At 55.8% G+C, this 6,651-nt stretch carries 3 protein-coding genes and 1 pseudogene; 3 read left to right on the forward strand and 1 reads right to left on the reverse strand.

Features of this window, described 5'->3' with window-relative positions:
* Positions 1–23 precede the first annotated feature (23 nt).
* The 3 genes from JCM12296_RS08545 to gtfA are packed head-to-tail and all read left to right on the forward strand — an operon-like array spanning position 24 to position 4,563.
* Entirely contained in the window at positions 24–932 is a 909-nt protein-coding gene (locus JCM12296_RS08545; protein WP_054691544.1) for a carbohydrate kinase family protein, read from the forward strand.
* Positions 922–3,111 (forward strand): HAD-IIB family hydrolase, encoded by a 2,190-nt coding sequence (locus tag JCM12296_RS08550; RefSeq protein WP_054691546.1) that lies wholly within the window; start codon positions 922–924, stop codon positions 3,109–3,111. The genes JCM12296_RS08545 and JCM12296_RS08550 overlap by 11 nt, the downstream gene beginning before the upstream one ends.
* Positions 3,112–3,114: 3 nt before the next feature.
* Entirely contained in the window at positions 3,115–4,563 is a 1,449-nt protein-coding gene (gene gtfA / locus JCM12296_RS08555; protein WP_054691548.1) for a sucrose phosphorylase, read from the forward strand.
* 66 nt (positions 4,564–4,629) lie between these two features.
* On the opposite strand, the pseudogene JCM12296_RS08560 reads toward gtfA, so the two are convergent.
* Positions 4,630–6,560 (reverse strand): annotated as a pseudogene (locus tag JCM12296_RS08560) (GNAT family N-acetyltransferase).
* Positions 6,561–6,651: the final 91 nt, after the last annotated feature.

The raw sequence follows: 6,651 nt of genomic DNA on the forward strand, positions 1-6,651 counted from the left end.
CGACCATCAAAGAAGGGGGACGCGTGATCGTTGTCGTTGGTGAAATTTTGATCGATCGGTTTCCATCCTATGAGCGTATCGGGGGGGCGCCGTTCAATTTCGCCTTTCATCTTAAAAAACTGGGTTTTTCGGTGCGTTTTTTCAGCCGGGTGGGAGATGACCGCCATGGCCGGCGGATTGTCGCCCGGTTGGGTGAACATGGCTTTGCCACCGACGATATCCAGGTTGACCGGAACCATCCGACCGGAACGGTTCAGGTGGATCTGGACGCAGACGGCGTTCCCCATTTCGATATTCGCCGGAATGTGGCCTACGACCACCTTGCGTTGGGGACGGCCGTCCATGGGAAAGCGGCTCGCCAGGCCCGCATGATCTATTTCGGCAGCCTCTTGCAACGCACGGATCCGGGTTGCGAAAGGGTTCAGGCGTTTCTCCAACAGGCGGGCCGGCAGACCACCTGTTTCCTCGATATCAACATGCGGCCCCCCCATGTCAATCCACGATCCCTGGCGGCATCTCTGGTTCACGCCGATTTGCTCAAACTCAATGAGGAGGAATTGGCCGATCTGATGCTTCGGTTGGGCGGCCCCACGGATGCCGCGGACAGCCTTGCCTGGTTGATGGATACCTACGCGATTCCCATCCTGGCCCTCACGCGGGGAAGCCATGGCAGCACATTTGTCTCCAAGGATGCGCAGATCGATCAGCCTGCCGACCGGGATGGCGACATCGTTGACACGGTGGGCGCCGGGGATGGCTATGCGGCGATTTTGGCCGCCGGCTTTCTTCTGCGGCGCCCCTGGCCGGAGACGATCGCCCAGGCTTCCCGCTTTGCCGGTGGGATTTGCCGCATTCCCGGCGCCGTGCCCGAGGATGAGGGTATGTACGCCGATGTTCGACGGTTGATGAAAGGACACTTCGATGACCGTTAACGGACCTTATATTCAACTGTTCAGCCTTCACGGGTTGATTCGTGCCACCAACCTGGAGATGGGCCGTGATGCAGACACCGGCGGCCAGGTCAAATACGTGCTGGAGCTGGGGCGCTGTCTCAGTGCCCGGGAGGACATCGGCCAGGTGGATCTTTTTACCCGACTGATCGCCGACAAACGCGTTTCCGTCGACTACCGCCAACCGATCGAGGTGGTGAATGATAAGTTCCGCATCATTCGCATCCAGTGCGGCGGGCGCCAATATATTCGTAAAGAGCTGTTGTGGCCCCATCTCGAGGAGTATGTGGACAAGACCATCAAATTCATCAAACGCAGCGGCGTCATGCCGGACATCGTTCACGGCCATTATCCCGATGCCGGTTACGTGGCCGCCCAGTTGGCCGACAACCTGGGGCTGCCTTTTATTTACACCGGGCATTCCCTGGGACGCGCCAAAAAAGCGCGGCTCTTGGATCAGGGCATGACCGAGGCGGAGATGGTCAAGAAGTTCAAGATCGATTGGCGCATTGCCGTTGAGGAACAACTTCTGGCTCGGGCCGACTTGGTGATCACCAGCACCCGTCACGAAATCGATGAGCAATATGGCCTTTACCACAACAGAAATGTCCCGGAGTATCAGGTCATCCCACCTGGTATTGATGTCGAAACATTTTATCCGTATTACCATCAGCACTTCGACAATGACATCCAGACGGAAAAGGCCCGCTATGCCCAGGCCTCGATTCTCAAGGAACTGAACCGGTTTTTCATGAATCCGGAAAAGCCGCTGATTCTGGCCCTCAGCCGTCCGGACAAACGCAAGAACATCTCGGGGCTTGTTCAGACCTATGGCGATGATCTGGAATTGCAGGCCATGGCCAACCTGGCTGTGTTCGCCGGCTTGCGCAAGGACATCGACGCCATGGCGGACAACGAGAAGGAAGTCCTCACCGAGATGCTGCTGGCCATGGACAAATATGACCTTTACGGCAAGATGGCCATCCCTAAAAAGCATGATTTCGAATACGAAGTGCCGGCGTTGTATCGGATTGCCGCGGAAACGGGCGGGGTGTTCATCAACCCCGCCTTGACCGAACCCTTTGGCCTGACCCTCCTGGAGGCCTCGGCTACCGGCGTGCCCATCGTGGCCACCAACGACGGCGGTCCCAACGACATTATCCGCAACTGCGAAAATGGCATCCTCGTGGATGCCACCGATACGCAGCAGATTGCCGACGCCCTGCGCAAAATCATCACCGACAAGGAACTTTGGACCCGCTATTCAAAAAACGGCATCATGAACGTACGCAAGTACTACACCTGGGAAAGCCATGCCGCATCCTATGCCGAGCGGATCGGAGGACTCATGGACGATAATCAGAAGCTTGAACTCAAAGCGGCCCGACCCGCCGATGCCGTTGGCCGTCGACTCATGCGCCTGACCCATTTCTTGGTCACCGATATTGATAACACCTTGATTGGGGACGATAACTCGCGGCTTGCGGACCTCATGGAAATCTTGCAACGCCATCGGCAGCAAATCGGATTTGGCGTGGCCACCGGTAGAACCTCCGAATCGGCAAGGACAATATTGGCCAAATTCGGAATTCCCGATCCGGACGTGATCATCTGCTCGGTGGGCAGCGCGCTTTTCTACGGCCGCAGCGAAACGCCCGATCCAGGCTGGGCCAGTCATATCAGCAGTCGATGGAATCGCGAGAAAATCGTTGACCTGCTCAAGTCTGTTGATTTTCTCGAATACCAGGAGGAAGAAAATCAGCGCCGGTTCAAGGTCAGTTATTACATGGATCCGGACAAGGATCGGTTGGCTCTGGTTCACGATCGCCTGCTGGCGCACCGCTGCCGACACACCCTGATCTACTCCCACGACCGGTATCTGGACATTCTGCCTTTTCGGGCGTCCAAGGGCAAGGCCATTCGCTACCTGGGCTATCGGTGGGAGATTCCATTGGCCAATTTTATCGTGTGCGGGGATTCGGGCAATGACGAAGAGATGCTGCGTGGTGAGCCGCGGGGTGTGGTGGTGGGCAATTACAGCCACGAACTCGAGGGGTTGAAAGGCGGCCGAAATGTCTTTTTTGCCACGCAGCCCTGTTCCGGTGGCATTCTCGAAGGGCTGCAACACTATCGCTTTATCGAAGAAATCAAAGGAGCCTGAGCCATGCCCATCAAGAACAACGTTCAGTTGATCGTCTACCCGGACAGCCTGGGCAAGGATCTTGTCGAGCTTCATTATGTGTTGCGCCGCTACCTGAGCAGGGCCATAGGTGGCATCCATCTGCTGCCTTTTTATCCTTCGTCGGCCGATCGGGGATTTGCTCCGCTGACCTATGACACGGTCGACCCGGTGTTTGGTTCCTGGCGCGATATCGATCTCATCGGTGAGGAGTTTGACCTGGTGATCGACTTCATGGTCAATCACATTTCCCGGCAATCCACCTACTTCCTGGATTATCTGGAAAAGGGGGCGGACTCGGAATTCGCCGACATGTTTCTGACCTTCGACAAACTCAGCCCCGACGGTGAAATCAGCGACGAGGATCTCGCCAAGGTCTACACGCGCAAGCCCCGGCCGCCATACACCATTGTTCATCGTGCCGATGGTTCCAAGGAAAAGATCTGGTGCACCTTTGACTATGAGCAGATCGATCTGGATTGGGAATCCCCCAAGACCCGTGAGGTGATGCGCCGTTATCTGATTCAGCTTTCGCGTTCACCGGCCAAAATGATCCGCATGGATGCTTTTGCCTACAGCACCTTCAAACTTGGAACCAATTGCTTCTTCCTGGAACCGCAGGTCTGGGAACTGCTGGATTGGCTGGGGAATTACGTCGCGCCCTTTGGCGTGGAAATCCTGCCTGAAGTCCATGAGCATTTCCGTTATCACCAGAAGATTTCCGAGCATGGATATTGGACCTATGATTTTTCCTTGCCCATGCTGATGCTGCATACCTTGTATCATCATAGCAGCCATGTGCTCAAACAGTGGCTGGCCATTTGCCCGCACAAGCAGATGACGACCCTGGATACCCATGACGGTATCGGTGTGGTGGACGTTCAGGATCTGATCGATCCCGATACCTTGCAGAAAACCCTGGACGTCCTGGATGAGAAAGGCGCCAACACACGCAAGATCTTTTCCGGCCCGGAGTATGAAAACCTGGATATTTATCAGGTCAACTGCACCTATTATTCGGCCTTGGGCGCGAATGATGACGCCTATATCGCCGCCCGGGCGATCCAGTTTTTCACGCCCGGGATTCCCCAGGTTTACTATGTGGGGCTCCTGGCCGGAGAGAACGACATCGCCCTGGTGCAGCACACCAAGAACGGCCGCGATATCAACCGGCATAACTACAGTCTGGAGGAGATCGAGGGGGAAATCGACAAGCCGGTGGTCAAGCGCTTGCTGCGGCTCATGGAGTTCAGGAATACCTGCCGGGCGTTTGAAGGTCGTTTTGTCATTGAGGATTCGCCGGATGATCAGCTGAAGGTCTCCTGGACCCGCATGCCCTTTCGCGCCGTTTTACATGTGGATTTGCATTCCTACATGGCCCACATCGACTATTATGACGAAAAGCGGGAGCGCATGGCCGAATTCACCGCCTGATCCGGGTTGTGATCATGCCCAAGCCGAGCGCGGATATCGGGCAAATCGGCCATTTCTGGATAGGCACTATTTGGGCGTGCAAACGCAGACGTCATCCTCTCCGGGAGCGCTGCTGGGGACCTTGTGACCATATTCCACGGCATCGCTGAAATCCATGAGGATCGCGATGTCGTTGCCGCCGCTGACCTGTGTTTTGGCATGCGGATAGCGTTTCTTGAAGACCTGCAACATGGCCGTATTCTCTCTCAGAACAGTGGCGGAGAAACCGGTGAACCCATTTTCCTTGGCAATCCGTTGCATGGTTGCGAGCAGGTGAGAGGCGATACCCATGCTCTGGAAATCCTCACGCACCACGAAAGCCACTTCGGCGCGGTTGTCGCTATCGTCGGCATAGGAGCCGATGGCAATGATCTCCTGGTGTCCGCCGATCCGTACCTGGCCGATCATGGACATGTTTTTGCGGTAGTCCACGCTGGCCCACTGCTTCTGAACCACTTCGTGGGAGAAAAGCTTCATTTTGTAGAAAAAACGGAAATAGATGGTCTTTTCCTGCAGTGAGTAAAAGAAGTTCCGGTAGCGAACTCGTCGGACGGCAGCAGCGGCCTGAACTCGACGGTTTTGCCGTTCTTCAGGATCATGCGGTTCTTATATCCCTCAAGGAAGATCAGATCGTCCTGGGACGGTGGCAACTGGTCGGCAAAGATGTAGTGCCGCGATTTGGCCACATCGATGAGTTCCTCGCGGAATTTGGGATGGGCGATCTGGGCCAATTCCATGACGCGCTGGTAGATGCTTTTGCCGGAAAGCTCGGCGATACCGTATTCGGTGACCACGAAATTAACGTCGCCGCGCGTGGTGGCGACCCCGGCGCCTTCGCTCAGGTGGGGCACGATTCGGGACACTTTACCGTTCTGGGCCGTGGAGGGCAGGGCGATGACGGAGAAGCCCCCTTTGGACATGGCGCTGCCGCGCAAGAAGTCGACCTGGTCGCCGATGCCGCTGTAGAAAAGGTGGCCCATGGAGTCCGTGCACACCTGGCCGGTCAGGTCGACTTCGAGGGCCGAGCTGATCGAAATGAGATTGTCGTTACGGGCGATGACCGTGGGATCGTTGACGAACTCCGACGATCGGAAGTAAAACATCGGGTTGCTGTCCACGTACTGGTAGAGCTTTTCCGACCCCATGCACAGCGAAGCGACGGCCCGGCCGGGAAGCATGGTTTTCTTGCGGTTGGTGATCACTTGCTGCTCGAACAAGGGCAGGAACGCATCGGTGATCAACTGGGTGTGAATACCCAAGTCACGCTTGTCCATCAGCTGTTGCAAGATGGTGTTGGGCAGGTGACCGAAACCGATCTGCAGGGTGGCGCCATCATCCACCAATTGGTTGACGTAAAACCCGATGCGATCGGCAACCTCTGGATTTTTAAAGCTGGGCACGGCTTCGACGAGCGGCTCCTCATAGGGAACCAAATAATCGATCTCGTCGATATGGACCATGCTGTCACCCCAGGTTGCCGGCATGCGTGGGTTGACCTGGGCGATCACCATTTTGGCGTTCTGCATCCCGGCCAGGGTGATATCCACCGAAACGCCCAGGCTGCAATAGCCGAATTTGTCCGGTGGGCTGACCTGGATCAGGGCCACGTCCAGCCCGATGCGCCGGTTGGCGAAGTAGCGCGGAATCTGGGAGAGATAGGTGGGAATGTAATCGATTTTGCCCTCGAAGGCGGCTTTTCTCATGGAGGCGCTGATGAAGAAAAGTTTGAGGGAAAAGCGTTTCATGAACTTGGGATCATCCACATAATCGGAAAAGGTCCACGAAAGCATTTGGTAGATCATGATATCTTGCATATTCAGATCTTCCACCAAGGTCCGAATCAGGTGCTGGGGTTCGCCACACCCGGTGCCGACGAAGACGCGGCTGCCGTTTTTGATTTTGGCGATAGCGGTTTCGGCGTCGAGCAGTTTGTCGGGGCAAGATTCTTTTAAATCCATGGACAGCTCCATGACGGTTATATAGTGCCCATCCAGAAATGGCTAATTTGCCCGACATCCTTGTTCCGCGAAATACTCCGATCGACTACAA

Origin of the sequence: Desulfosarcina cetonica JCM 12296, assembly GCF_001311845.1 — a bacterium.
Lineage (GTDB): Bacteria > Desulfobacterota > Desulfobacteria > Desulfobacterales > Desulfosarcinaceae > Desulfosarcina > Desulfosarcina cetonica.

What these genes read in the sequence shown, in the direction of transcription:
- JCM12296_RS08550 (WP_054691546.1), top strand. Translation starts at nt 922, where the DNA reads ATGACCGTTAACGGACCTTATATTCAACTGTTCAGCCTTCACGGGTTG.
- gtfA (WP_054691548.1), top strand. Translation starts at nt 3,115, where the DNA reads ATGCCCATCAAGAACAACGTTCAGTTGATCGTCTACCCGGACAGCCTG.